Source organism: Pseudanabaenaceae cyanobacterium SKYG29 (genome assembly GCA_025055675.1).
Classification (GTDB): Bacteria; Cyanobacteriota; Cyanobacteriia; order Pseudanabaenales; family Pseudanabaenaceae; genus M5B4.
The window spans coordinates 695,216-719,967 of sequence record JANWWT010000001.1; the positions used below are offsets into that span (position 1 = coordinate 695,216).

At 46.2% G+C, this 24,752-nt stretch carries 26 protein-coding genes and 1 pseudogene; 6 read left to right on the top strand and 21 right to left on the bottom strand.

Annotated features, from left to right (window positions below):
• Nucleotides 1-86 precede the first annotated feature (86 nt).
• Entirely contained in the window at nt 87-1,445 is a 1,359-nt protein-coding gene (locus NZM01_03320; protein ID MCS6959059.1) for a cobyrinate a,c-diamide synthase, read from the bottom strand.
• A 1-nt stretch (nt 1,446) separates the two neighbouring features.
• On the opposite strand from NZM01_03320, the gene cobN reads away from it, so the two are divergent.
• The gene (cobN, locus tag NZM01_03325; protein MCS6959060.1) at nt 1,447-5,151 is read left to right on the top strand and encodes a cobaltochelatase subunit CobN; all 3,705 of its coding nucleotides are present in this window, start codon (nt 1,447-1,449) and stop codon (nt 5,149-5,151) included.
• Between the two features lie 71 nt (nt 5,152-5,222).
• Here cobN and NZM01_03330 read toward each other — a convergent pair whose 3' ends face one another.
• The 6 genes and pseudogenes from NZM01_03330 to NZM01_03355 form a co-directional block, all read right to left on the bottom strand.
• Nucleotides 5,223-5,792, bottom strand: a complete 570-nt coding sequence (locus NZM01_03330) for a Uma2 family endonuclease (protein MCS6959061.1) — start codon at nt 5,790-5,792, stop codon at nt 5,223-5,225.
• A 2-nt stretch (nt 5,793-5,794) separates the two neighbouring features.
• Complete coding sequence (locus NZM01_03335) at nt 5,795-6,364, bottom strand: Uma2 family endonuclease (GenBank protein MCS6959062.1); 570 nt, start codon at nt 6,362-6,364, stop codon at nt 5,795-5,797.
• 2 nt (nt 6,365-6,366) lie between these two features.
• On the bottom strand, nt 6,367-6,936 hold the full coding sequence (locus tag NZM01_03340; protein ID MCS6959063.1) for a Uma2 family endonuclease: 570 nt from the start codon (nt 6,934-6,936) through the stop codon (nt 6,367-6,369).
• On the bottom strand, nt 6,933-7,508 hold the full coding sequence (locus tag NZM01_03345) for a Uma2 family endonuclease (protein ID MCS6959064.1): 576 nt from the start codon (nt 7,506-7,508) through the stop codon (nt 6,933-6,935). Before NZM01_03345 ends, NZM01_03340 begins: the two co-directional genes overlap by 4 nt.
• Nucleotides 7,509-7,513: 5 nt before the next feature.
• Nucleotides 7,514-8,066 (bottom strand): annotated as a pseudogene (locus NZM01_03350) (Uma2 family endonuclease).
• Nucleotides 8,063-8,569: a tetratricopeptide repeat protein gene (locus tag NZM01_03355; protein MCS6959065.1), complete on the bottom strand. Its 507-nt coding sequence runs from the start codon at nt 8,567-8,569 to the stop codon at nt 8,063-8,065. Before NZM01_03355 ends, NZM01_03350 begins: the two are co-directional and overlap by 4 nt.
• 90 nt (nt 8,570-8,659) lie before the next feature.
• Between NZM01_03355 and NZM01_03360 the strand changes: the two genes are divergently transcribed.
• Nucleotides 8,660-10,255, top strand: a complete 1,596-nt coding sequence (locus NZM01_03360) for a DUF3352 domain-containing protein (GenBank protein MCS6959066.1) — start codon at nt 8,660-8,662, stop codon at nt 10,253-10,255.
• On the opposite strand, the gene tadA is transcribed toward NZM01_03360, so the two are convergent.
• A complete protein-coding gene (gene tadA / locus NZM01_03365; GenBank protein ID MCS6959067.1) occupies nt 10,233-10,730 on the bottom strand; it encodes a tRNA adenosine(34) deaminase TadA in 498 nt (165 codons plus the stop codon). The genes NZM01_03360 and tadA overlap by 23 nt on opposite strands.
• A 221-nt stretch (nt 10,731-10,951) precedes the next feature.
• Between tadA and bchM the strand changes: the two genes are divergently transcribed.
• Nucleotides 10,952-11,641 carry a magnesium protoporphyrin IX methyltransferase gene (gene bchM, locus NZM01_03370; protein ID MCS6959068.1) on the top strand — a complete coding sequence of 230 codons (690 nt, stop codon included), beginning with the start codon at nt 10,952-10,954 and terminating at the stop codon, nt 11,639-11,641.
• On the opposite strand, the gene NZM01_03375 is transcribed toward bchM, so the two are convergent.
• The 3 genes from NZM01_03375 to NZM01_03385 all read right to left on the bottom strand — a co-directional run bounded on the left by NZM01_03375 (nt 11,642) and on the right by NZM01_03385 (nt 13,147).
• Entirely contained in the window at nt 11,642-12,082 is a 441-nt protein-coding gene (locus tag NZM01_03375) for a hypothetical protein (GenBank protein MCS6959069.1), read from the bottom strand.
• Between the two features lie 113 nt (nt 12,083-12,195).
• Nucleotides 12,196-12,597 (bottom strand): acyl-CoA thioesterase, encoded by a 402-nt coding sequence (locus NZM01_03380; protein MCS6959070.1) that lies wholly within the window; start codon nt 12,595-12,597, stop codon nt 12,196-12,198.
• A gap of 1 nt (nt 12,598) precedes the next feature.
• Nucleotides 12,599-13,147 carry a 3-isopropylmalate dehydratase gene (locus tag NZM01_03385; GenBank protein ID MCS6959071.1) on the bottom strand — a complete coding sequence of 183 codons (549 nt, stop codon included), beginning with the start codon at nt 13,145-13,147 and terminating at the stop codon, nt 12,599-12,601.
• Nucleotides 13,148-13,250: 103 nt separating this feature from the next.
• On the opposite strand from NZM01_03385, the gene NZM01_03390 reads away from it, so the two are divergent.
• Complete coding sequence (locus NZM01_03390) at nt 13,251-13,718, top strand: NAD(P)H-quinone oxidoreductase subunit N (GenBank protein MCS6959072.1); 468 nt, start codon at nt 13,251-13,253, stop codon at nt 13,716-13,718.
• Between the two features lie 129 nt (nt 13,719-13,847).
• Nucleotides 13,848-14,207: a DUF6464 family protein gene (locus NZM01_03395; protein MCS6959073.1), complete on the top strand. Its 360-nt coding sequence runs from the start codon at nt 13,848-13,850 to the stop codon at nt 14,205-14,207.
• Here the strand turns inward: NZM01_03395 and nrdR are convergent.
• Entirely contained in the window at nt 14,142-14,660 is a 519-nt protein-coding gene (gene nrdR / locus NZM01_03400) for a transcriptional regulator NrdR (GenBank protein MCS6959074.1), read from the bottom strand. The genes NZM01_03395 and nrdR overlap by 66 nt on opposite strands.
• A gap of 3 nt (nt 14,661-14,663) precedes the next feature.
• Nucleotides 14,664-17,453: a preprotein translocase subunit SecA gene (gene secA, locus NZM01_03405; protein ID MCS6959075.1), complete on the bottom strand. Its 2,790-nt coding sequence runs from the start codon at nt 17,451-17,453 to the stop codon at nt 14,664-14,666.
• Nucleotides 17,454-17,545: 92 nt separating this feature from the next.
• On the opposite strand from secA, the gene NZM01_03410 reads away from it, so the two are divergent.
• A complete protein-coding gene (locus NZM01_03410; GenBank protein ID MCS6959076.1) occupies nt 17,546-18,292 on the top strand; it encodes a sulfite exporter TauE/SafE family protein in 747 nt (248 codons plus the stop codon).
• A 5-nt stretch (nt 18,293-18,297) separates the two neighbouring features.
• Here the strand turns inward: NZM01_03410 and NZM01_03415 are convergent, their stop codons facing one another.
• From NZM01_03415 to NZM01_03450, 8 genes are all read right to left on the bottom strand, one after another.
• Nucleotides 18,298-19,662 (bottom strand): aldehyde dehydrogenase, encoded by a 1,365-nt coding sequence (locus NZM01_03415; GenBank protein MCS6959077.1) that lies wholly within the window; start codon nt 19,660-19,662, stop codon nt 18,298-18,300.
• Entirely contained in the window at nt 19,659-20,168 is a 510-nt protein-coding gene (gene idi, locus NZM01_03420) for an isopentenyl-diphosphate Delta-isomerase (GenBank protein ID MCS6959078.1), read from the bottom strand. The genes NZM01_03415 and idi overlap by 4 nt, the downstream gene beginning before the upstream one ends.
• A gap of 4 nt (nt 20,169-20,172) precedes the next feature.
• A complete protein-coding gene (locus tag NZM01_03425; protein ID MCS6959079.1) occupies nt 20,173-21,006 on the bottom strand; it encodes a DNA adenine methylase in 834 nt (277 codons plus the stop codon).
• Nucleotides 20,999-21,538, bottom strand: coding sequence for a hypothetical protein (locus NZM01_03430; protein ID MCS6959080.1), 540 nt, complete (start codon nt 21,536-21,538; stop codon nt 20,999-21,001). The genes NZM01_03425 and NZM01_03430 overlap by 8 nt, the downstream gene beginning before the upstream one ends.
• Nucleotides 21,539-21,615: 77 nt before the next feature.
• Nucleotides 21,616-22,137 carry a hypothetical protein gene (locus tag NZM01_03435; GenBank protein MCS6959081.1) on the bottom strand — a complete coding sequence of 174 codons (522 nt, stop codon included), beginning with the start codon at nt 22,135-22,137 and terminating at the stop codon, nt 21,616-21,618.
• A gap of 3 nt (nt 22,138-22,140) precedes the next feature.
• Nucleotides 22,141-23,028: a CoB--CoM heterodisulfide reductase iron-sulfur subunit B family protein gene (locus NZM01_03440; protein MCS6959082.1), complete on the bottom strand. Its 888-nt coding sequence runs from the start codon at nt 23,026-23,028 to the stop codon at nt 22,141-22,143.
• Nucleotides 23,015-23,740, bottom strand: a complete 726-nt coding sequence (locus NZM01_03445; GenBank protein MCS6959083.1) for a hypothetical protein — start codon at nt 23,738-23,740, stop codon at nt 23,015-23,017. The genes NZM01_03440 and NZM01_03445 overlap by 14 nt, the downstream gene beginning before the upstream one ends.
• Nucleotides 23,741-23,748: 8 nt before the next feature.
• Entirely contained in the window at nt 23,749-24,741 is a 993-nt protein-coding gene (locus tag NZM01_03450) for a pentapeptide repeat-containing protein (GenBank protein MCS6959084.1), read from the bottom strand.
• Nucleotides 24,742-24,752: the final 11 nt, after the last annotated feature.

Sequence of the window (24,752 nt, forward strand, 5' to 3'; positions counted from 1 at the left end):
CCATTGTTCATCCTTTACACCACGCCAAGTTGAGTATAACTCCAGAGAGGGAGCTTGTACAGCCGAAAATAGCGGAATTTTTGCCCCTAGTTATCCCTGGTGCATCTTAGTTGCTGATAGCGTCGACACAGCCCTTGCCACCGCTGGAGTAGATATGTCTTGCCACCAAAATGGAGATGGACATAGGCAGCATGGACATTTAACAGACTCCAACCATCGGGATTTGCTGGTAGTTGGGAGTTATATCTGTGCAATTGGAAGACAGGCTGAGGACTATATTTCGTTAAGACCGATCGGTGAAATTCATGCCCCCAAAATTGTTCCCCTACTTGACAGAGGAAACTGGGATTTTGTACAGTAGCTAAGCGATAGCCCAGTGTCAGTTTATCAGTCATTTTTGCCGTAGTGGGTAGAATATTTAACAGAGGGTAGAACCGATCGTTACTATCAACAATTCCCTGGCAGAGATACATCAAACCCCCACACTCAGCATAGGTAGGTATGCCACTATAAATTAGCCTTTGTAGGCAGTCAATCAGCTCAGTATTGTTAGATAGACAATCGCCAAACAGTTCAGGAAATCCTCCACCGAAATACAAGCCATCGACACCAGGAGGTAGAGCGCAATCCTGTAGGGGACTGAAATATACCAACTCCATACCTACAGACTGCAGCAAATCAAAATTGTCAGCATAATAGAAGTTAAATGCCTCATCCCAGGCAACTGCTAATCTTACTGTTGGTTGGGGTGGTGACGGTAGACAATCATGGGAATCTGTTTGCAGTAATGGCAATAATAAATCCCAAGTAAAGCTAGATTTACCTAGATGGGCTAAGTGATCAATAATGTCGTCTAAATTAAGTAATTCCCCAGGAGGAACTAAACCAAGATAGCGCTCAGGAACTGTGGGAGCTTGACCACGCCAAATACGACCTAGAATGGGTAGATTGAAACTAGCAATTGCCTGCTCCAAAATCTCCACATGCCTGTCACTACTGATAAAATTTAGTATGACACCTGCTATCTTTACCTGGGGATCAAACGTAGTATAGCCCTGTATAATTGCCCCGATCGATCGGGAAATACTGCTACAATTGAGCACGAGAACTACAGGTATATCCAACAATTTAGCGATATGGGCAGTGCTACCAAAATCATTAACACCAGTAGCACCGTCAAATAAACCCATCACCCCTTCAATAAGGCAATAGGACTGAGCATGGCGAGCAAAGCACTCTTGAACATAGTCTTCTGATGTCAAAATAGGGTCGAGATTACGGCAGGGTAAACCAGTAATTTTGGTATGATACATAGGGTCAATGTAGTCGGGACCGACCTTAAAAGATTGCACCACTTTACCCCAACATTTCATTGCTGCTAAAATAGCAAGGGCAACTGTTGTTTTGCCCACACCACTCCTTTCGCTTGCAATTATTACTGCCATTATGCACCGCCTTGTGACTACGCCAGGTAAAAGTGAAAGTACTACTGATAGTATTATATTTGTCAATCAAGAACCAGCTCCCATTATTTTCATTACCGCTGCTGATACCGATATTCAAATTTTGGCCCAGGTAGCAACCAATTTGCCAACAGATTTTCCTGCCCTGAGAGTAGTAAATATTTTGCAGCTGCAGCAACAAATTGTTATCGATACCTACGCTGATGAGGTCTTAAGGTTTGCCCAAGTAATTATCTTGCGCATTATTGGTGGCAGGTCATATTGGAGTTATGGCTTAGAGGTAGTAAAGGCAACAGCAGAAACAACGGGCGCGCAGTTAATTGTTCTACCAGGGGATGACATACCTGACCTAGATTTGCTGAGTCACTCCACAGTAGATGCTGTTACAGTCAACTATATTTGGCAGTACTTTCTGGAGGGAGGTAGTCAGAACTATCAAAATTTGCTCTACTACATCGCTAACCGATGCTTGGGTTATGCCATTGACTACCATGAGCCAGCAACTATACCCCGCTTTGGTATTTACCCCACCCCCCACAAAACCTTGACTACAGATAGGAAAGTTGCCCTACTCTTCTACCGTGCCCATTATCTATCAGGAAATACCAAAACGATCGATGAATTAGTTTATGCCCTGGGGGAGAAACAGATACAAGTTATCCCTATCTATGTCTCATCTCTGAAGAACCCTGACATCCAAAAAGCTGTGAGGGAACTATGTGCAGATTGTCAGGTGATTCTCAATACTACTAGCTTCTCTATTGCTGACCTAAAACAAGAAGTATCTACAATTGATTTATGGCAAAATCTGAATGTGCCTGTGCTACAAGTAATTTTTTCTACTAATACTAAACAAGCCTGGCTAAATAGCAAAAAAGGTCTGGCACCTCGTGACATGGCAATGAATGTTGTCATGCCTGAAGTAGATGGCAGAATTAGCACCAGAGTTGCCTCCTTCAAAGCAGATTTAGACTTTAGCCAATCACTACAAACACAAGTTTTAGCCTATGAACCACACCGATCGGGCATTGCCTTTATTGTTGACTTAACTGATGGTTGGATAAGGTTGAGACAAAAGCCAAATTCTGAAAAAAAGATAGCTCTTATCCTCGCTAACTACCCTAATCAAGATGGCAGAATTGGTAACGGTGTAGGGTTAGATACACCCCACAGCTGCCTAAAAATTTTGCAAGCATTGCAGGAAGCTGGATATAAGTTATCAGGAATTCCCAGCACAGGTGAGGAGTTAATTAATTTACTTACTACTACAAAAACTAATGACCGTGCAGCCAACATAGTCCGCCCTAGCCGTCAAACCTTATCCCAACAACAGTATGCAGAGTTTTGGTTAAAATTACCCGATCGGGTGCAAACAGAAATAACTAAGCAATGGGGAGACTATCAACAGATAGGGGAGTTTAGTATAGCTGGTCAGCAATTTGGCAATATTTTTGTCGGTATTCAACCAGCCAGGAGCCATGACCCTGACCCTAGTTGCAATTACCACAATCCTGACCTAGTTCCCCCCCATGAGTATTTAGCTTTTTACATTTGGCTGAGGGAAATTTTTCAGGCAGATGCCATAGTCCATGTAGGTAAGCATGGAAATTTAGAATGGCTGCCAGGTAAAGCAGTGGCTTTGTCAGAGACATGTTACCCTGAGTTAATTTTAGGAGCTATTCCCCACTTTTATCCCTTCATAGTTAATGACCCTGGGGAAGGATCACAGGCAAAGAGACGCACGCACGCTGTTATCTTAGACCATCTAACTCCGCCCATGACTAGGGCTGAACTCTATGGTAAATTGCAACAACTGGAATGCTTGATTGATGAATACTACGAGGTAGAAACCCTAGAACCCGATCGGCTACCTCTGGTCAGAGAAAGACTAGTCAATTTAATTAAGTCAGAGCATCTGCACTATGACTTGGGGATTAGTATAGAGGAGTTAAATCAAAACATCGATCGGATTCTCTCTACTGCTGATGGCTACTTGTGTGAACTAAAGGAATTACAAATTAGAGACGGCTTGCATATTTTTGGTTGTTGTCCCAGCGGTACACAGTTAAGGGATTTAATTATTGCCATTGCCCGCAATCCTACAGCCAGCCGATCGGGTTTAACTAGGGCAATTGCGAAAAGCTGGGGCTTAAACTTTGACCCCCTCACTGCTAATTTAGGTGATAAGCTAGCCACAACCAACAGCTATATTGCTGACTGTCGTACCATTGGTGATGCTGTGAGCAAAATTGAAGAGCATGCTATTACTTTAGTAGAGAAGTTATTAGGGGGGACCAATACAGAAGCACTACAGGAGCCAATCCGATCGGAGTTAGTGTGGGTGCAGGAATATCTATTACCAAGGCTCTACAGAACTGAGCAGGAGACTACTAATTTATTAAGGGGCCTTAATGGAGAGTTTGTACCAAGTGGTGCGTCAGGGGCACCGACTAGAGGCAGACCAGAAGTTTTACCGACAGGACGGAACTTTTACAGTGTAGATATTCGGGCTATACCAACAGAAACGGCATGGGATGTGGGTAGCAGAGCTGCAGAAAATTTAATAGAATATCACACACAAATGCATGGGGAATATCCCAGAAGTGTAGCTATTTCTATCTGGGGAACGGCTACAATGCGTACTGGTGGTGATGACTTTGCCCAAGCTCTGGCTTTGTTGGGAGCACAACCAATTTGGGATGGAATTTCCCGCCGAGTGGTAGACTTTGCTATTTTACCAACTACAATTCTGGGCAGACCCAGAGTAGATGTCACTTTAAGAGTATCAGGCTTTTTCCGGGATGCTTTTCCCAATTTGCTGGAGTTATTCGATCGGGTTATCAAGTCAATTACCACCTTAGATGAACCAGAGGATGTCAACCCCTTGGCTGCAAAAGTAAAGCAAGAAATAGCAATTTGGCAACAGCGGGGGCTATCTTTTTATGAGGCAGAGAAGAGGGCTACTGCTCGTATTTTTAGTTCTGCCCCTGGGTGTTTTGGCGCAGGATTACAGGGGCTTATTACTTCTAAAAATTGGTCTAGTCCAGCTGATTTAGCCCGTGCTTATATTGATAACAGTTATTTTGCTTACGGTGGGAACATGGAAGGCGAAGCATTACCAGAGGTATTTGCTACCAGACTAGGGGAATTAGAAGTAGTATTACATAATCAAGACAACCGGGAACACGATTTACTAGATTCTGATGACTACTATCAGTTTCAAGGCGGCTTAGCTAATGCCGTTAAACAAATTACTGGGGTTATGCCTGCGGTTTATTTTGGGGATAACTCCTGTCAACAAAATCCAAAAATAAGGACACTGCAGGAGGAAATTGCTAGGGTTTATCGTGCTAGAGTGATTAATCCCAAGTGGATCAAGGGTATGATGCGCCATGGCTACAAGGGGGCGTTTGAATTAGCAGCAACAGTCGATTTTTTATTTGCCTACGATGCCACAACTAACTGTGTTGCTGATTTTATGTATGAGGGTGTAGCTAATGCTTATGTTCTGGACGAACAAGTACAAAAATTTATAGCAACGGTCAATCCCTGGGCACTGAGAGATATTGCCGAGCGGCTGTTAGAAGCACAGCAAAGAAACCTATGGCAAAATGCCCCGATCGGTATGATCGATCAACTCAAAATGATTGCCAACTGGGCGGAGGGAATTATAGAAGAGAAAATGTAGTAGTGGCACAGAGTTTCCCAAACTCTGACGAAGATACTTTGGTTTCGGTTTTCAGTTCGACATATCTGTACTTACCACAAAAATGACAGGGAGAGTGTAAATCCTGCTAAGACATCTTCCCCAGAAAGAGTGGGAGGAGCAGTAAGAATTTCAGGCGGTTTGTGGGGACGATAGATGGCTACTTTCTTTGTTTTGGGGTCAATCAACCACCCCAGCCGACAACCGTTATCCATGTATTCTTGCATCTTAGCTAGACCACCTTGCCAACTATCGGAAGGCGAAAGTAACTCTATCACAAAATCAGGGCAGAGAGGTAAGAATTTTTGTCGTTCTTCCGCAGTTAAATTATCCCACTTTTGTAGGGGAATCCAGGCAGCATTAGGGGAACGCACCGCTCCATTGGGGAGAATAAAACCAGCAGAAGAATCAAATACTCTTCCTTGTTTCTTTGCCCGATTCCAGTTACCAAGGTCTATCACTATTTCAGCGTTCTGATTACTAGTTTCACCACCAGCGGGGGGCATGATAACTAACTCTCCTGCCGCCGTCAATTCTAACCTCAAATCAGGATTAGCAGCACATAGTTTCTCAAACTCTGCTAGGGTTACCCTACCGATCGGTTCCAGATTTAACACAGTCATAGTTACCACAGAAATGACAGAGAGAGAGTAAAGTTTTCCAGGACATCTTCCCCTGAGAGAGTGGCAGGAGCTGTGAGAATTTCAGGCGGTCTGTGGGGGCGATAGATAGCTACTTTCTTAGTTTGAGGGTCAATCAACCACCCCAGCCGACAGCCGTTATCCATGTATTCTTGCATCTTGATTAGACCAGCTTGCCAATTATCAGAAGGGGAAAGTAATTCCATGACAAAGTCGGGACAAAGGGGAAGAAATTTTTGTCGCTGTGTAGGAGTCAGGCTATTCCATTTTTCCAAAGTAACCCAAGCTAAATCAGGAGAACGTACAGCTTTATTTGGTAATATGAAACCAGCAGATGAATCAAAAGCTTTTCCCTTGCCAACACGTCGATTCCACATACCTAACTCTACACCAATTTCAAAATTTCTGTTGCTAGTCTCTCCACCAGCGGGGGGCATAACAATTAATTCTCCTGCCGCTGTCAATTCTAACCTCAAATCAGGATTAGCCTTACACAGTTTCTCAAACTCCGCCAGGGTTATTTTACCGATCGGTTCCAGATTTAACACAGTCATAGTTACCACAGAAATGATAGAGAGAGAGTAAAGTTTTCCAGGACATCTTCTCCAGAAAGAGTAGCGGGAGCAGTAAGAATTTCAGGTAGTCTGTGGGGGCGATAGATAGCTACTTTCTTAGTTTGAGGGTCGATCAACCAGCCCAGCCGACAGCCATTGTCCATGTATTCTTGCATCTTAGCTAAACCACTTTGCCAACTGTCAGAAGGGGAAAGCAGATCTATCACAAAATCAGGGCAGAGAGGTAAGAATTTTTGGCGCTCTTCAGTAGTCAAGCTGTCCCATTTTTGCAGAGGAACCCAAGCAGCATCGGGGGAACGCACAGCTCCATTGGGAAGAACGAAACCAGCAGAAGAATCAAATACTTTCCCCCTCTGACTAGAGCGGTTCCAAATACTAATGTCCGTTACTATTTCGGCATTCCGATTACTAGTTTCACCACCAGCGGGGGGCATAACAACTAACTCTCCCGTAGCCGTCAATTCTAACCTCAAATCAGGATTAGCCTTACACAGCTTCTCAAACTCTGCTAGGGTTACCTTACCGATCGGTTCCAAGTTTAATACAGTCATAACTGCCACAGAAATGATAAAGAGAGAGTAAAGTTTTCCAGGACATCTTCCCCTGAGAGAGCAGCCGGAGCTGTGAGAATTTCAGGAGCTTTGTTAGAGCGATAAATTGCTACGCGTTGGCTTTCTGGGTCAATCAGCCACCCCAACCGACAACCATTGTCCATGTATTCTTGCATCTTGGTTAGACCACTTTGCCAATCGTCAGAGGGAGATAGTAATTCTAGGACGAAATCCGGGCACAGGGGCAAGAATTTTTTGCGCTCCTCGGGAGTCAAACTGTTCCATCTTTCCATACTCACCCAAGCAGCATCGGGAGAACGCACTGCCCCATTAGGTAGTACAAATCCAGTGGAAGAATCAAATACCCTACCTTTGCCACTAACACGATTCCACAAAACTAAATCTGCATTTAACTCCGCATTATAGCTACCAGTTTCACCACCAGCGGGGGGCATAACAACTAACTCTCCCGTAGCCGTCAATTCTAACCTCAAATCAGGATTAGCCTTACACAGCTTCTCAAACTTTGCTAGGGTTACTTTACCGATCGGTTCCAGATTTAATACACTCATAGTTACTACAGAAACGACAAAGATAGAGTAAAGTTTTCCAGGACATCTTCCCCTGAGAGAGCAGCCGGAGCTGTGAGAATTTCAGGAGCTTGGTTAGGACGATAAATTGCTACCCGTTTGCTTTCTGCCCAACCGACAACCATTGTCCATGTATTCTTGCATCTTGGTTAGACCACTTTGCCAATCGTCAGAGGGAGAAAGCAATTCCAAGAGGAAATCGGGACATAGGGGCAAGAATTTTTTGCGCTCCTCGGAAGTCAAACTGTTCCATCTTTCCATACTCACCCAGGCAGCATTGGGAGAACGTACTGCCCCATTGGGTAGCAAAAATCCAGTGGAGGAGTCAAAAGCTTTTCCTTTGTCGTAGCAACGGTTCCATACACCCAGTTCCACATTAATTGCAAAGTTTTTATTGCCAGTTTCGCCACCAGTGGGAGGGATAACAATTAATTCTCCTTGGGCTGTCATTTCTAAACGCAAATCAGGGTTAGCTGCACACAGTTTTTCAAAGTCAGCAAGAGTGAGTTTAGTAATAGGGCTGAGATTTAGTACGGTCATACCCGTTTCTGTAAAGACTCTAGTCTCTGTTGGGCAGTTTTGTTGTTAGCATCGATCGTTATTGTTTTTTGATAGGCCTCAATCGCTTGGGGAATCAATTTTTTCTTCTCGTAGGCATGACCAAGGTTGTTCCAGGCAACAGTATAGTCAGGTTTAGCTTCAACAGCTTCTTTGTAGGTTTTGATGGCAAGGTCATACTGTTCCTGGCAGAAGTAGGCATAGCCCAAGGCGTTAAGGGCTTCGGGAAAAGGAGACGGGGATTTTTTGATGGCTTGTTGTAGTTCTTTAATAGCGGCAGCATAGAGTTTCTTTTTGAGATAGACGCTACCTAATTCATAGTGTTCCTCTGGCGTACCTTTTTGTTTTTGTAACTTGGGTTGCAGCTCGCTGATCACTTTTTCTAATTCGCGATTGCGCAGAATTTCCCTGACTACTAAGAAACCTACAACTGCCAATATCGCTATCAACAAAAGCAAATAGGAAAGGGCTAAGGGTGTTTCCATAAAAACTACACAGCTTAAACAAAACAATTATATGCTACCAAATTTTCACCCCCTCGCTCTATAATAACGACGGTTTCTGTTATCTTTGTCATGGTTGCCCCTAGGAAGAAAAGACAGACTACCTTTAGTCGTTGGTGGTTGATACTCCTACTATTGCCAATCGCTGGTGTGGGTTTGGGTTTATGGTTCGGCTGGTCCCGTCAGCAGGTGGTTAATCTGGACTACGTTGCTACTCTCTTGCCTCAAACTACAGAGGTTTTGTGCACAGTGGATATGACTCCCCAGGCTTGGTCGTTTGTCCATAAGTCTGTTGCCCCCAGTGCTAGGGAAGTCCTGGCAAAAAGCCTCGATCGTTTACCTGTAATGAGGATGGTGCAACAGGCGGGATTAGACTGGCAAAGGCATGTACAGCCCTGGTCAAGGGGCATGGTGGGTTTGGCTCTTTTAGGTAGTAGTCAGGATGAGAGTACAGCCGTGGCGGTGCTTATACCTGCTCAGAGTACAGCGGGGGCAAAGGATTTTATCAGACGTTATCAGGGGAGCTGGAGTCAAAGTGAAGAACGTAGCTATGAAGGGATTATCTATCAGCAAAATAGTAACCCCGATCGTTCAGAAGTTGTTGCCCTAGTCAAGGATGCAGTGGTTATCGCTAGTCACCCCCAAGCCTTGTTCCAGATCATTGATGTGGCACAAAACAGACAACCGGCTTTAGCAGCTTTAGCAGTTTGGCAGTCATCAAGCTCGCTCAAATTGCAGACAGAAACTACCGATCGGTTACTCCTCCATGGTCTGGTGAGACAGAATACCAATTTATTTGCTGATAAAACTCGGCTAAAAGAACCAGAAGCTTTCTCTTTTGCCCTGACAACACTGCCGCAGGGATTACATGTCAAATTCCAGACCTACTTCCGTAACCCTCTACCCCCCATTTCTGATAGAGAGTCCAAGCTGGTTGCTCTGCTGCCAGCACAAACATTCTTCTATGTGAGCGGCTGGCAACTGAGGGAGAGTTGGTTGTTTTTCACTAATGTTTTCGCCGATCAGACAAAAATTACGGAATGGCGCAATTCTCTGCTCAGTGAAGCAGGTTTAGACCTGGAACAGGATGTTTTTGGTTGGATGCAGGGGGAATGGGGTATCGCAGGAATACCTACCCAAACTGGTGTACTAGGTAAAACCACGGGGTTTGGTCTGGTTTTTTTGGCGGAAGGGGGTAGACAGGCAAGTCAGCGTTTTTTTGAGCAGTTGGATAATTTGGCAGTTAATTCCCAGGGTGGGTTGTTACCCAAGGGTGTGACTTTGCAGGGAAAAAATGACCGCACTCTGTGGTTAGTCGGTAAATCAGTTGCGGCTAGTCATGGCGCAGTTGGTGGATATAACTTCTGGGCAATGGGGGAATTGGGGGATCAAATTAAGTTCAATAATTCACTGTTAAGCGATGCTAAATGGCAACGATCGGTGGCAGGTTTGCCGCAGACAAATGGCGGTTATTTCTATCTAGATATGGGGGTGGCACGGGCTTTGTTTAGTAACAATATTGCTCCTCCAGAATGGCAAGCTCAGGATTGGTTCAAGGAGACAATGGCAATTCTCAACTCCATTGACGCAATTACCTTTACACAAACTCGTGTTGACGATCGTACAACTCGCTTAGAAGGGCAGATTATCCTTTCTCCTGTTTCTTAGCAGCTCGCAGTTGCCGAAACCAAGATTGCATCAATTCACGACATTCTCTGTCTTTCACGCCTTTAATCACTGTCACACTGTGAAAAGCGGCAGGACTGCGGGGAATATCTAAAACAGACCCCATAGCCCCCGTTTTGCTATCAGCAGCCCCGTAGATGACCATGCCCAGACGGGCTAAAACGATCGCGCCGGCACACATGGGACAGGGTTCCAACGTGACATAAAGACGACAGTTGAGTAAATAGCGACATTGCAGAACGCGGGTAGCTTGCTGAATGGCTAAAATTTCGGCGTGGGCGAGGGGGTCACCGTCCCTTTCTTTGCGGTTGTTTGCCTTGGCAAGGACATTATCTTGGTCATCAACTATCACCGCTCCTACAGGAATCTCTCCCGCTGCTCCTGCTTGTCGCGCTAGCTCTAGGGCTTGCTCCATCCAATAGGTGTGTTCGGTTAGCTCACGGGAACCGTGTAACATAGTTGAGATGACTATAAAGTTTTGTATCTATGACAAGTCTATTCTGGACACAATGGCAATCGTTGCTTTTTCTGGCTTTGGTTGTGGTAGGTATAACGATCGGTTTGACCATCAAACCTCGGTTCTCGTTCGACCGAAGGGCTGAGTTTAGCGAAGACAAGCTCTGGTTCGACAAGCTCTGGTTCGACAAGCTCTGGTTCGACAAGCTCACCAGACGAGATATCGACAAGCTCACCAGACGAGATAATGATAAAGAGGTGGTCAAGGAGTACTTTAACGGTGTAGGCTTCGAGCGGTGGCGGCGCATCTATGGTACAGAACCAGTCAATTCCGTGCAAGCGGATATTCGCCTGGGACATCAACAAACGATCGATCGGGTGCTCACCTGGCTAAAAGAAGAGGGCAGTTTAGAAAACATCAGTATTTGTGATGTGGGTTGTGGCACAGGTAGTTTAAGTCTTCCCCTAGCACAACTAGGAGCAAAAGTTTGGGCAAATGACATTTCTGCCAGGATGGTAGAAGTAGCGAAATCCCAAGCAGTTAATCCTGACAATCCCCAGTTCCAAGTTGCTGACCTAGAGCAAATTACAGGTACTTACGATACAGTTATCTGTCTGGATGTCCTTATTCACTATCCCCTGGCAGATGCCCAAAGAATGATCAAGCATCTTGCTAGTTTGAGCACCCACCGTCTGATTTTAAGCTTTGCCCCCAAGACTCTTTACTACGCCATCCTCAAAAAAATTGGCTCCCTTTTCCCTGGGGCTAGTAAAGCTACTCGCGCCTACCTCCATCCTGAAAGTGCAATCCGCCAAACTCTAGCAGCCGCGGGATTCACTGTCACCAAAGACGCGATGCAGAAAACAAAGTTTTACTTCTCCCGTCTATTGCTAGCGGAGCGTAAAACCTAACTAGTAGGCAATCGGTAGTTGAGGGGCAGGGTCTGGGCTCGGCGTAGGGGGTTGGATAGGGGGACGGGGTGGTTGAGCTTCAATAAAAATAATCCGATCGGGGGTTTCCCGCAGTAATTTTCCCTCTTCCCAAGCCTGTTGTATGCGATCGTGCTGCAGAGCTTCCGTTGCATTGATTAGCCTACCTTCTAGTTGCTTTAGGTATTCCAGCTTGCTGTATTGCTGATTCCAGCGCTTTTGTACGTAAACCGTCCAGGCATAGAGGACAAACACACAACCCGTCAGGAGAACAACACTGCCAACTGCCAAATTTTGCAACAACTGTAAGCGATGGAGGAGTTGGGTTTGGGATGTAGGTTTTGGTTTGGCTCTTCTCTGGGTTAGGGGGCGGGAAACAGGGCGAGTCTCAATCCGCGGTAGGGGCGCTCTGCTCGCTGTCATGTTGCTTACTCCTCATCACTTAGCTTTAACTTGTATCACCTTTTGCCGCCTTCGGCGAGTAGTCCGAACCTCTAACCGCAAGATTAGAGGTATGTATAAGTATTGTCTCTTATTCATTCCCCTTTGTATAGGAGGAACTTTGTCCGCTGTTCAGGGGTAAAGCGTTGGGGCTTGCGGGTTTGCGCGTTGATGAATAGTGCTTTTTGCTTAGATGTAGCAATTAAGGTGCTGTGCTCATTGCGAATTTCTCCCACAATCATGACAGAGGCATAACTCACTTCCCCACACCACATCTGCAGGTGCATAGTGTTATGGAGGTAGAGGGGATGTCTGTACTCAATAGCAAAATTAGCTATGATAGGGATGATACCTCCTTCGAGGAGCTGGGGGATGGGCAATCCCACCTGCGCTAGTAGCAATTGCCTTGCCTCCTCTAGCCACTGGAAATAGACGCCGTTGTTCACGTGACCAGCAAAGTCAATCTGATAGGTGAAAATCGGGGCACTATAGGTCAACTTAGGCACGGTTGGGAATCATTCCAGTCTGGCGCGCGTAGGCGAATAGTCCCCCAGCTTCAATAACGGGGCGAATTTCTCCCAGGGGACGTAAGGGATAGGTTTTTCCTGTGGTTTCGTTATGTATGAGGTTTTGATCAAAATCGATCGTGGCTAGGTGTCCGGTTTGGAATTCTTCACAGAGGCGGGTTTCGCACTCCCATGGGTAGAGTTCCCCTGTGGCGGCGCAGTTACGGAAGAAGATGCGGGCATAGGATTGGGCGACTACGGCTTCTACTCCTGCTGCTCCTAGGGCTATGGGGGCATGTTCCCGCGATGAACCACAGCCGAAATTTTCCCCCGCAATTACGATCGGGTATTTGGTCTTCATCTCCCCTAGTTCCACAAATTTGCCGTAGCGATCGGGTAAGCCACTGAGGGCATAGCTCCCCAATTTTTCGTACTCTTCCGGATTAGAAGGAACAAGGGTCAGGTACTCGGCTGGGATGATTTGGTCAGTATCGATGTTGTCATCCACAACAAAAACTGGACCACGGATGATTTTCGTCATACTAGCTGCAAGAAGAGTAATGCTAATTATAGAGGGAAAGTAACGATCGTTTCCCCCACCCTATGTTAAATTAAGTAGAGTTGCGCGGGTTCATGTCTCACCTATGCCATTGTTGACTACTACCAAGATTCTGCAGGATATTGAAAAGTATGGGGCACTGGGGATGTATGTCCCGCCAGAGGGGGGCTATGAGGGTCGTTTCCAGCGACTGTTGCGCAATTCTGGCTACGAAGTTTTGTTTATCACAGCACGAGGGCTAGGGGATGTGGCTGCCTACTTGACAGGCATTCATGGTGTTCGCCCTCCCCACTTGGGTAAGCAACCAGGCCCACCAAATGTGAGGCGTTATTTCCTTCCCCCCAAAATTCAATACCGCTTGGCAAATCTCTCTCCTAAATCCAAGGGTTTGCTAGTCTGGCTAATTGAGGGTAAATTTCTCTCGCGCCAAGAGTGGCAAGTAATTGCCAACATTCCCCAACAGGATAGCCGTGTCAAAATTGTCTTGGAAGTGGGTAGTGGGCGGGAAGTATACTGGAAACCCCTGGCAGAACTAGTGCAGCAAGCGGCGTGATGATTCGGCAAGCTCATCAACTAGTTCGGCAAGCTCATCAACTAGTTCGACAAGCTCACCAGAATATGGTTCGGCAAGCTTACTTTCCCTTGGTAGGCTCATCAACGCAGCGAAAGTTTGCCTCTCTTGATGGACTGGATGGACTCTCTCAATAACGGTTTGCCAGTGGAGTTGCGTTCCCACGATCGGCTTATTGCTAGGCTAATTCTTGACCATCAACCCCAACCAGGGCAGTGCATCGAGGTAGAGGGCAATCTGTACCGCATTTTGGAGCGCCGTCACCTCTACCGTTTGCAGAAAGGCAAGTATCGGCTTTACAAAGCGACTCTAGCTGTGCAACCCCTGGAGAGAGGGGAGCTGTACGAGTGGGAGGGACGTTGGGTGCTAGGGAATCCCAATTGCAGGTATAGTGCCCGCTCGGAGTTAGTGCGTTGTGCTGTCTATCCCGCTGGTCCCTGTAGTAACTGCCCCCACTTTGAGGGACTCTAGTTCCAGTAGGCGCAATGTGTCAGCAAAGTCCTTCACACCCTTGAACTGACGATAGACGGAGGCAAACCGTACGTAGGCAACTTCGTTGAGTGTACGCAGGTAGCATAGCACCATCTCCCCAATTTCCGCACTGGTGACGGTAATCTTCCGATCGCCCCGACTCTGTAACAGTGCTTCGATCTCATCCACAATCCCCTGAATTTGCTCTTCTGTAACATCTGTCTTTTCGCAAGCACGCACAATTCCTCGCAGGAGCTTGGAACGATCGAAGGATTCATGACTGCCATCCCGCTTAATTACAGTAATCGGCACAAATTCGATCCGCTCGTAGGTAGTAAAGCGCCGCCGACAACTGGGATTGAGGCATTCCCGCCGCCTTCTTATGCTACCATCTTCCACCGATCGGGATTCTAGGACTCTGCTGTCAGGATGGCGGCAGAAAGGGCAGCGCATAGGTCATACCACTTCTACTTCGATTTGCTCACTGGGGGGCTGGGGACGGGGGTCAAATTCAAAGATGGAGTAGACCACATTACGTCTTATGTCTGTCATCATGGCGAAAAAGAGGTCAAACCCTTCCGTCTTATACTCGATGAGAGGGTCTTTCTGTCCATAACCCCTTAAGCTTACCGATTCCCGCAGTGCTTCCATCGCCTGGAGGTGTTCCCGCCACAGGGTGTCAATCTGCTGCAAGATGTAGAACCTCTCCACCTGGCGCATCAAGCCTGGCTGCACGCTGTCTACTTCCATCTCTTTGATTTCGTAGGCGCGTCTTACTTCTTCTTTTAGGTAGGCGGTGATTTCCTCATGATTCATGCCTTCCAAATGCTGGGGTTGTAAGTCTTTCAGCAGTTTGACAAATTCCTTGGTCTTATTGACTAGCCCTTCCAAGTTCCATTCCTCTGGCGGCAGGTCAGGATTGACATAGTAGTTGACTAAGTCTTCTACCGTTTGGTCAGCATACTCTAACACCCGCTCCCGCAGATTCTCACCCCGCAAAACCCGTGCCCGTTCGGCATAAATTGCCCGCCTTTGCTTGTTCATCACTTCGTCATACTCAAACACCTGCTTGCGTATGTCGTAATAGTAGGTCTCCACCTTCTTCTGCGCCCCTTCCAAACTGCGGGTCAAAAGACCAGAGGTAATAGGCATATCTTCTTCCACCCGAAAAGCATTCATCAAACTAGCCACCCGATCGCCGCCAAAAATGCGCATCAGGTTATCTTCTAAACTCAAGAAGAATTTGGTGGAGCCAGGGTCTCCCTGCCGGGCACAGCGTCCCCGCAGTTGGTTGTCAATGCGCCGCGATTCATGGCGTTCTGTGCCAATTACATGCAAGCCCCCCAACTCTATTACCTCTTTCTGTTCTTGTTTGGTGTATTGTTCATACTCCGATCGGATCAAGTTAAACACTTCCCGCAGTTTTTGAATGACAGGGTCATTGGTAGGCGACTTTTCCGCCGCGATCGCTAGGAGGTCTTCTGCCTGCAATTCCGTCACGCTCTGTTCCCCCAATTTCTCCACTGCAAAATCTAGGGCTTCTTTGAGTCTCTCTCGGGTAGCCATGGACAGCTCCGCGGGGAAAAGATGCTCAGAAGCTTTCCAGGTCTTCCTCTTAGCCGTACCGAAACCTTCTCCCCCCGATCGCCTGCTAAATAACGTCCGCTGCATCAGACTGTCATCCTCTGGGCGCACAATCCGCGGGAATAGTTCTTCCCTAATTTTCAGCCTCGCCATGTAGTCAGGATTCCCACCCAAGATGATGTCCGTTCCCCGCCCTGCCATGTTGGTAGCGATCGTGATGGTTTTCTTTCTCCCTGCCTGCGCAATGATCTCCGCTTCTCTCTCTACATTCTCTGGCTTGGCATTGAGGAGGTTGTGGGGAATTCCCATCTGCGTTAACAGAGAGGAGAGTAATTCTGATTTTTCAACACTAGTTGTACCGACTAGAACAGGTCTGCCTTTTTCGTACATCTCTTGACATTCCCGCGCCACGGCCCGCCACTTCGCTGCCTCTGTTTTGTACACCTCATCGGGGTAGTCAATACGGCGGTTTTTCTTATTCGTAGGAATACAGGTGACTTCTAGGTTATAGATTTTCACAAATTCTGCTTCTTCCGTTTTGGCAGTCCCCGTCATGCCCGACAGTTTGGGGTACAAAAGAAAGAGATTCTGATAGGTAATGGAAGCCAGGGTTTGCGTTTCCGGTTCGATCGGTACACCTTCTTTCGCCTCGATCGCTTGGTGCAAACCATCACTCCACCTTCTGCCAGGCATTACCCGCCCTGTGAATTCATCCACGATCACCACTTCATTATTTCTGACAATGTAGTTAACATCCCTGAGAAACAATTCTTTCGCTTTAATGGCATTGAAAACAAAGTGTGCCCAGGGGTCATTTTGGTCAAACAAGTCCTTTACCCCTAGGAGTTTTTCTGCCATCTCAAACCCCTCATCTGTTAGGATGATATTGCGCTGCTTCTCGTCCACCTCATAGTGTTTTTCCCTCTCTAATTGGGCAGCGATTTGGGCAGCGATCGTGTATTTTTCCGTTGGTCTTTCTACTTGCCCTGAAATGATTAGGGGCGTGCGGGCTTCGTCAATCAGAATGGAATCTACTTCGTCGATGATGCAGTAGTGGAAGGGACGTTGTACAACTTCTTCCAGGGAGGTAGCCATGTTGTCCCGCAGGTAGTCAAAACCCAGCTCACTATTTGTTACATAGGTAATATCGCAGGCATAGTTGCGTTGGCGTTCGACTGGGTCCATAGACTGCTGAATTAGCCCCACGGTTAGTCCCAAGAAGCGGTGCACTTGTCCCATCCATTCCGCGTCCCGTCGAGCTAGGTAATCATTGACCGTGACTACTTGTACCCCCTTGCCCGTAAGAGCGTTGAGGTAACTAGGCAGAGTGGCAACTAGGGTTTTCCCTTCTCCTGTCTTCATTTCCGCAATTTGCCCCGCATGCAGTACCATGCCCCCCATCAGTTGCACATCGAAATGGCGCAACCCTAAAACACGGCGGGAAGCTTCTCTGACAGTGGCAAACGCCTCCGGCAACAGGTCATCTAGGTCTTCGCCCTTCTCCAATCTCTGCTTGAATTCCGCGGTTTTCGCCTGCAATGCTTCGTCACTGAGGGCTTGGTATTCAGCTTCCAGGGAGTTGATCAAAGCCACGTAGGGTTTGAGTTTGTTTAACTGGCGCTGATTGGAGTCGCCTAGTAACATTTGCAGGACGTTTACCATATCTCGATCGGACTCTTGCGTGCATCTACTTTATCTATCATAGACGATATTGTCTAACTACAAATTGCGGGTGGATGATATTTGGTTGGGGTATGTGGCAGGCACTTTGGTTATTGGCTTTGGGGATGGGGGTGGGGATTTTAGCCGCAATTTTGGGGATTGGGGGTGGCTTAGTGATTGTCCCAGTTCTCAATTTTTTAGGAGCAACGCCCGTGCAGGCAACTGCTACTAGTTTAGTGGGGGTATTTTTAGGGGCAACTGCAGCTACAGTACAGAACTGGTACAGCGGCAATTTGGCAGGGGGAATAGTGATTTATTTGGCGCTACCTGCATTACTGACGACAGAATTAGGCGTAAGACTTGCCAATATTTTACCTGGACGCTACCTGCTACTTGCTTTTGCTCTTCTATTAATTACCGCCATATTTTTGTTGGACTTAAAGAAGCAGATTAGTAAACAAGAGCATACCCCCCGCTTTGTCACTGGTGCTCCCCTGATTGGTGGGATAGCAGGTATGTTGTCAGGACTTTTGGGGGTAGGGGGTGGATTAGTAATGGTACCTCTACAAATGTTGTGGCTAGGTCAAAACATTAAAGATGCTATCCGATCGAGTCTAGGCGCTATCACAATTATTTCTCTGTGGGGGGTAGTCAGCCATAGCTTGAAGGGAAATGTGTTATGGGAGAAAGGATTCTGGTTGGGGATGGGCACAGCTCTGGGGGGACAGTTGGGAGCTAGCTTATTACCAAAACTACCCGATCGGTTAGTCACCCATCTATTTCGCCTTTTCCTGGTAATAATGGCAATTTACATGGTCTATAAGGCTTGGCACATGTAAGAAGACTAGACAAACCATTTGAGGAAATTGAGGTTAATTTTGTAGGGGGGATAGCGCCACTGTTGGTCAAACTTTAGGGATTTTTTGAGGATACTTTTGTAGTGAGTGAAGGTGTCAAAGGTGTACTTGCCGTGGTATCTTCCCATGCCACTATCCCCGATACCCCCAAAAGGTAAATAAGGACTAGAAAGGTGCATGATTGTATCATTAATACAGCCACCGCCAAAGGGAATAGATTTGATGACTTCCTCCTGGAGCTTTTTATTGTCTGAGAAGAAATAGAGGGCAAGGGGACGAGGACGGTCATTAATTTTCTTGATCACATCCGCCAAGTCAGTGTAGGTAAGTAGGGGCAGAATGGGACCAAAAATCTCCTCCTGCATCACAGGACTATCCCAACTTACACCTGCAACAATTGTAGGGGCAATATAAAGATTTTCCCGATCGTGGTTTCCGCCCCACACTATCTGTCCTTCCCCTAGAAAATTAACCAACCGCTGCCAATGCCGATCGTTGACAATGCGACCATAATCGGGACTTTGTTGGGGGTCATCACCATAAAATTCCCTGATGGCATCAATCAGAGCTGCCTTGAGTTGGTCATAAATATCAGCATGGACTAGGACATAGTCAGGGGCAATACAAGTCTGACCACAGTTAAAAAATTTCCCCCATGCTACCCGCCTTGCTGCCGTTTTAATATTGACAGCCCGATCGATAATACAAGGACTTTTACCCCCCAATTCCAATGTCACAGGTGTGAGGTGTTCTGCCGCTTTTGCCATGACAATCTTGCCCACCCTAGTACTGCCTGTGAAGAAAATATGGTCAAATTTCTGGGCCAATAATTCCTGACTGACTGTAGCGTCCCCCTCTACAACACTGATAAAAGCAGGATTGAAATTCTGCCGAAAAATCTGAGCAATCACTTGGGAGACATGGGGAGTAAACTCTGAGGGTTTAAGGACAGCACAATTGCCAGCAGCGATCGCACCAATCAGGGGACTGACCAGTAACTGAAATGGGTAGTTCCAGGGAGCAATGATTAATACTACACCTAGTGGTTGGGGATAGACAAAACCCTTAGCAGGAAATTGACCGAGAGAAATCTTAGCGGGTTGGGGTTTTACCCATTGCTTAAGATGTTTACAGACAAAATTGATTTCCTCCAGAAGAATGAGAATTTCACTAGCATAGGCTTCAAATCTAGGCTTACCCAAATCTTTCTGGAGTGCGGCAATAATCACCTCCTGCTGCGTTTGGATCACTTGCTTTAGTAACTGCAGTTGTGCCAGACGATAATCTACAGCTAGAGTGGCATTAGTAGCAAAAAATTCCCTCTGCTTAGTAACAATATCTGCAATAGTCATAGGTAACTCAAAAACTGGGGATAACACTGCCGTAGCCAATAGGTAAAGCGATCGGGGTAGTTCCTGATCTCCTCCTCTAATTTCTTAGCATCAATCCAGCGCCAAGCTACTACTTCTAAAGGGTTAACTTGAGGAACGCCTGCGAATTTCCCTAGCAGTACATGGTCATACTCATGCTCAATCAGTCCCCCATCCAGTTCTGCATAGTAAATGAAGCTAAATAACTCCACCAACTCACAATCAAATCCCATCTCCTCCTGCAAACGCCGATGGGCAGCTTCCAACACCAACTCACCCGGACGGGGATGACTACAACAGGTATTTGTCCATAACCCCCCCGAATGATACTTATCCCATGCCCGTTGTTGCAAGAGAAGTTCTCCCTGGGGATTGACCACAAAAATAGAAAAAGCTCGGTGTAATTGCCCCGATCGGTGTACTGCCAACTTTTCCCCCACACCGATTTCCCGATCGTGTTCATCTACCAAGATCAATAGTTCTGACACTTCCTCACTCTAAACTTAGTTTTAGTTGCTGCACAGATTTTATAGGATAATTAGCAATAAAAATTTCCTGCCCATGTGGAGCAGTCGATCGTTTATAGTTGTTCATACCATATTGCAGACTCCAAGGAGAAATATTACACCATTGGTAGAGGCTGCGGATAAAGGGGCTATCATCATAGGTGAGCAACCAGTGATGACGTGTGGTAAGCAGCACTTGAGCCAGGCGGGGATGATCAAATTCAATATGAATCCTGCCTTGCCTGCCGTAAAGACGTGAATCGGCAGCAGAATAATAGGGGGGATCAAGGAATAGGAAAACCTCCTCACCAGCAGCAACAACCACTGGTTCATAGTCCCCCCAGGTAATCTTTACTCCTTCTAAAAGAGGTGCTATTTTTCGCAACCGATCGATGGATGACAATGTAAACCGTCCTTTGAATGCCTGTTCCGAGTAGCCTCCTGAGTCAACTGTCCCAGAAAAAGTAATTCTATTGAGTACAAAGAAACGTACTGCACGCTCAAATTCATCTCCCTGCCCATAGCGGTCTAACAGGTAATAAAAGAGGGATTTGCCGTTCTGTGTTTCCCAATATATTTGCTCAACAGCTGCAGCTAAGCGTTCACCATATCCTTGAAGAGTTTTCCAAAAGCAAAACAACTCGTAGTTAATATCGTTGATCCAGAATTTACAGTCAGGAAATTTTTGTCTGAGGGCAATAAATATGGAGCCACCGCCAACCATTGGCTCACGGTATTCTTCGAAGGCTGGCACTAGGGGCAGTATTTGGGTGAGGGCGCGCGACTTACCGCCAGGGAACCGCAAGGGACTTTTAAGCATTAGTACCCTCCACTATACCCTTTATATTTAACAGGCGTAACTCTTCATTTAACCACATTAGTTTAGTAATAGATTTACTCCTCAAGCCAGCAGAGGAAGCAAAAGTTCTTATTACTGCATCATCATTAGGCAGAGTTAAGCTACCAGAAAATTTTCCCGTTAGTCTGAGACGGGCACAGTGAGTTAAACTCCTCTTTTCTATCTGCAACTCCTGTAACTGAGAGTAGAGTAGCAACTTAAAGAGACCATCTTTTATATCATCCCAAGCGAGAATATATGACTTTGTCGTGTTTTTGCTTTCTTGAATTATAACCTCATCTCCGTTTCCAAAAATGATCTCATCAGCAGTTAAGTAATAAACTCCACGTGAGCAATCCCTTATTTCTAATAACCCCTTTGCCGTACCAGCTTGCACTTTTTCCAGATTGTGCTCTGTCCTCACTTCTCTTTCTGCCGCACTTGATGAGTCATCTGAGGATTTTTTTGCGTATTTTTCTAAGTCCAATAACCAGGGTCTAGAATCGTCTTTCACATCCTCTAGGAACTGTTTGTGCGCTGTCTCACTGTGAAGAGTAACCCCCCGTTTTTTACTGATTGACTCATAACTTTTTAAGGCTCTATTGTAAATAGAGATGAAATTCCGCCTAAAGTGTTGTCGATTCCAACAGCGGGCATCCATCTCGCAACTGAAAATTTGTTTAATTTTTTTCGGACATGGCTAACTTCCAATTTTTGGTTAGTCAGTCGCTTCCCATCCTTTTCTTTAGCTTCACTATACCATGCTAATATTATGTAAATATTCATCGAGTTCATCCAGGAAAGGGTAGTATAATTAATTCGATCGAGATTGGTGTCACCACCTTCATCTTTAATAATGGGAATTACAGTAATTGTTTTCCCACTATGGGAATAGGTATTGTAAACTTTTGCTAGGGGATAAGTGCGGGTGCGTTTTGGTCCCCTCCACTTAGATAACGCAATTTCTGCTCCTGAAGAAAATCTAATTTTACAGGCAGGTTTGGCTATATTTATGTGAAAATTATCCCAATCATATTCCACTAAGTTAGATAATTGCCCGCGGAAATGTAGAGCTTCAATCTTTGCTTTTAACCGTAATATAGGTCTTGCCATTTTTTAGTAGCTAGCAATTTTGTCTAATAAACTGTTTGTTGGTACTACATGACGGTCTAATCCTAAAACTTTAGGAGAGATACCCAAAGCTAGACCAATCAATTGCGGTAGGTGCAAAACAGGAATGCTCAGTTTTCTTCCTATAACTGCTTCCACTTCTGGTTGGCGGGAATCCAAATTAAGATGACAAAGAGGACAAGGAGTAACTAAACAATCTGCTCCTAGCTCGATCGCTTCTTGGAGATGCTTACCTGCCATCCGGAAGGAGGTTTGGGTGTCGTAACTAGATAGGGGAAAGCCACAGCATTGTATCCTACCATTGTAATAAATTGGTGTTGCTCCCACTGCCCTAAACACCTGCTCCAAACTCTCGGGATGATAGGGGTCATCAAATCTTTGTATTGTTTGCCCCCGCAACAAGTAACACCCATAAAAAGCCGCACATTTTAATCCTGTTAATGGTCGGATAATTTTATTAGTTAAACGATCGAGTCCATAATCCCTAATCATCACCCACAGGAAGTGTAAAACTTCGATCGTGCCTCGATATTCCATTCCCTGCTTGCCTAAAACTTGATTAACTTCTGCCCGCCGATCGGCATTATTTTGCAATTTTTCGTTGACTCTCCCAATTACACCTTGACAGGTACTGCACTGAGTCATCAGCGGGAGATTGATTGCCTCAGCGAGGGCAATATTGCGAGCATTAATTGTATCTTCTAGGAGGGGATCGGATTCCCTAAATGTACCAGCGCCACAACAACTGCCTTGGTCTAATTCTACTAATTCAATACCCAAAACTTGGGCAATAGCGGTGGTAGAAGCGTGTAATTCTCGACAAGCTCCCTTAGCTACACAGCCAGGATAGTAGGCGTATTTAAGTACCTTCATAGAGAGATTTCATTGCCCCTGCAATTACGGCTGCCACATAGCGATTTTCGTCCGAATTAGGTAGTTTATCGGCTGTATCTGCCAATTTCTTTTCCAATGAGGCAAAGGTGTCACATTTTTTGAACAACTGGAGGAGTAAATCATCAAGAATATAGGCGCTAAGAGCCGACCAATCACGGTCTTGGGGATTGAACCGAAAGTGTAAAGCAGAAAACAGCAGTATCTTAGCTTGCAGCGGACTGACCTGGCGGGCAATTTCCGCTCGTAAATCAAAGGGACGGGGAATGTAGTCCAGTTTTTTGCCAGTTGCTAGTTTGTGATAGTCATATTCCGAGTCTTCATAGTAGATTACTTCCGCACTGGTATCATCAGTTACAGTGGTTGCTTCTTCTAAGAGGTCAGAGCTGTTGGTTGCCTCAGTGTTGCGCTGGGCATAGACAGGACCTAATGTGTCAATAATAGCATCTGCCGCAAGAAAGTATTCTGCCTGTTTGTTGAGCTTTTTGACATGACTGTTGAGCATTTCTTTGAGTTTGTCCAGGGTAGGAATAATTTCTAACATTTCATGAATCAATTCCCCGATCGGTGTGCCATCTAAGTCGTAATTTTCATCTGCCCAAAAATCATGGCAAGTAAATAGGATTAGCTTTTTGATGCGATGAATGTCTTCCCGCTTTTCTAGGTCCGCAAATATTTCTTCCCAAAAGTCCATAACTCCCCCTAGTTATTTACTCTGCCGTCTGGCATGGTTGTACCCTGTAAAATTGCCCGCATCAGAATTGCCCCGCTGATTTCCGCTTTTTCCAATATAGCTCTTGTTAAGTCTGCTTCTGTCAGATTTGCCCTGGCTAGGTAGGCATCCACAAGGGAGGCTTCCCGCAGGAGCGCTCGGGTTAGGTTAGCACGGCTGAAGTCTGCTCCACTGAAAATGCCCATACTTAAGTCTGCTTCTACAAGAGAGGCACTGCTCAGATTGGCACGGTTGGCACTAGCCCGTTTTAGGATGACTTTGTCCAGTTTGGATTGACTGAGGTTGGCGCGAGTGAGGGTGGCTTCAGTCATGTCCGCCCCTGTGAGGATAGCTTCACTGATGTCAGCTTCCGCTAGTTGTACCCCTTTCATAATGGCACCGATTAGGTTAGCCCCCTTCAAATTAGCACGCACTAGGGTAGTATCACTGAGGTTTGCCCCACTGAGGTCAGCGCCAGCTAAGTCCACACCTGTAAGGTTTGCCCCCCGTAGGTCAGCTTTTTGCAGGTTAGCCCTGGCAAGGCTGGTGGTGGGATAGCCCCGTTCTTCCCTTAGGTTAGCAGCTGCAAGGATTGCCCCCTTTAGGTTTGCCCCCCGTAAATTGACGTTGCGCAGGTCTGCACTGGTTAAATCAGCATCCATCAAATTAGCAAGGGCAAGATTAGCCCCGAACAAATTAACCCGCTGTAGTCTGGCTCCGTGCAAATCCGCCTCACTGAGGTTGGCGTTGGTCATTTCCGCTTGGTTGAGGGTTGCCCCTCCTAGACGTGTCCCTGTCAGTTTGGTACCGCTGAAGTTGGCTTTGCTCAAAAAGGCGAGAACGAGGTTGGCTCTGCTGATGTCCGATCGGCTGAAATCTGCCCCCAGTAGGTCTGCCTGGAACAAGTTGATCCCCACTAAGCTGGTGCGACTGAAATCCCTTGTACCTGTGGCGTATTCCTTCAAAATTTTCTCGGCGTTCATGGCACTTTCGT

Coding starts and splice junctions, on each gene's coding strand:
- NZM01_03330 (MCS6959061.1), bottom strand. CDS start 5,792: ATGACTGTGTTAAATCTGGAACCGATCGGTAGGGTAACCCTAGCAGAG.
- NZM01_03425 (MCS6959079.1), bottom strand. CDS start 21,006: ATGCTTAAAAGTCCCTTGCGGTTCCCTGGCGGTAAGTCGCGCGCCCTC.
- NZM01_03385 (MCS6959071.1), bottom strand. CDS start 13,147: ATGACGAAAATCATCCGTGGTCCAGTTTTTGTTGTGGATGACAACATC.
- NZM01_03360 (MCS6959066.1), top strand. CDS start 8,660: ATGGTTGCCCCTAGGAAGAAAAGACAGACTACCTTTAGTCGTTGGTGG.
- NZM01_03340 (MCS6959063.1), bottom strand. CDS start 6,936: ATGACTGTATTAAACTTGGAACCGATCGGTAAGGTAACCCTAGCAGAG.
- cobN (MCS6959060.1), top strand. CDS start 1,447: ATGCACCGCCTTGTGACTACGCCAGGTAAAAGTGAAAGTACTACTGAT.
- nrdR (MCS6959074.1), bottom strand. CDS start 14,660: ATGCGCTGCCCTTTCTGCCGCCATCCTGACAGCAGAGTCCTAGAATCC.
- NZM01_03440 (MCS6959082.1), bottom strand. CDS start 23,028: ATGAAGGTACTTAAATACGCCTACTATCCTGGCTGTGTAGCTAAGGGA.
- NZM01_03435 (MCS6959081.1), bottom strand. CDS start 22,137: ATGGCAAGACCTATATTACGGTTAAAAGCAAAGATTGAAGCTCTACAT.
- NZM01_03355 (MCS6959065.1), bottom strand. CDS start 8,569: ATGGAAACACCCTTAGCCCTTTCCTATTTGCTTTTGTTGATAGCGATA.
- secA (MCS6959075.1), bottom strand. CDS start 17,453: ATGGTAAACGTCCTGCAAATGTTACTAGGCGACTCCAATCAGCGCCAG.
- NZM01_03335 (MCS6959062.1), bottom strand. CDS start 6,364: ATGACTGTGTTAAATCTGGAACCGATCGGTAAAATAACCCTGGCGGAG.
- tadA (MCS6959067.1), bottom strand. CDS start 10,730: ATGTTACACGGTTCCCGTGAGCTAACCGAACACACCTATTGGATGGAG.
- NZM01_03375 (MCS6959069.1), bottom strand. CDS start 12,082: ATGACAGCGAGCAGAGCGCCCCTACCGCGGATTGAGACTCGCCCTGTT.
- NZM01_03410 (MCS6959076.1), top strand. CDS start 17,546: ATGTGGCAGGCACTTTGGTTATTGGCTTTGGGGATGGGGGTGGGGATT.
- NZM01_03390 (MCS6959072.1), top strand. CDS start 13,251: ATGCCATTGTTGACTACTACCAAGATTCTGCAGGATATTGAAAAGTAT.
- NZM01_03445 (MCS6959083.1), bottom strand. CDS start 23,740: ATGGACTTTTGGGAAGAAATATTTGCGGACCTAGAAAAGCGGGAAGAC.
- NZM01_03450 (MCS6959084.1), bottom strand. CDS start 24,741: ATGAACGCCGAGAAAATTTTGAAGGAATACGCCACAGGTACAAGGGAT.
- NZM01_03415 (MCS6959077.1), bottom strand. CDS start 19,662: ATGACTATTGCAGATATTGTTACTAAGCAGAGGGAATTTTTTGCTACT.
- NZM01_03320 (MCS6959059.1), bottom strand. CDS start 1,445: ATGGCAGTAATAATTGCAAGCGAAAGGAGTGGTGTGGGCAAAACAACA.
- NZM01_03345 (MCS6959064.1), bottom strand. CDS start 7,508: ATGAGTGTATTAAATCTGGAACCGATCGGTAAAGTAACCCTAGCAAAG.
- NZM01_03395 (MCS6959073.1), top strand. CDS start 13,848: ATGGACTGGATGGACTCTCTCAATAACGGTTTGCCAGTGGAGTTGCGT.